The 349-nt window shown below is 65.0% G+C and carries 1 protein-coding gene; it reads right to left on the reverse strand.

All coding sequences use genetic code 11. The features are described from left to right. Positions 1 to 349 (reverse strand): ParB N-terminal domain-containing protein (locus B7449_RS17470; RefSeq protein WP_048883938.1); only part of this gene is annotated, 349 nt, incomplete at both ends.

Raw genomic sequence — 349 nt, forward strand, 5'->3', positions numbered from 1 at the left:
CAGACAGGCGGCCGATCTGCTTCAGCTGCACCGGTGTGAGCATCAGCGCCTTGCAGATCGCGGTGTCATTCCACTTTTTTTCCTCCCGGAGCCTGGCGACAACCCGCCACTGTTCAACCTGGGTCATGGGCTGACGGATCATGTTCTCCGATGCGGCACGCATCCGGTCCAGTTCCGCATCGTCGCCTGCCACCGTCACCTGAATGGTTTTCAGCCCGGCCTTGACCGCGGCACGCCGGCGGCGATGCCCCGCAACGATCATCAGGCCGCCCGGGGTTTCGCGGACCAGAGGCGGGTGGATGATCCCGACGGCCTTGACGTTCAGCGCCAGCTGGCGCTCTTCCGCCTC

This window comes from Komagataeibacter intermedius TF2 (assembly GCF_000964425.1).
Lineage (GTDB): Bacteria > Pseudomonadota > Alphaproteobacteria > Acetobacterales > Acetobacteraceae > Komagataeibacter > Komagataeibacter intermedius.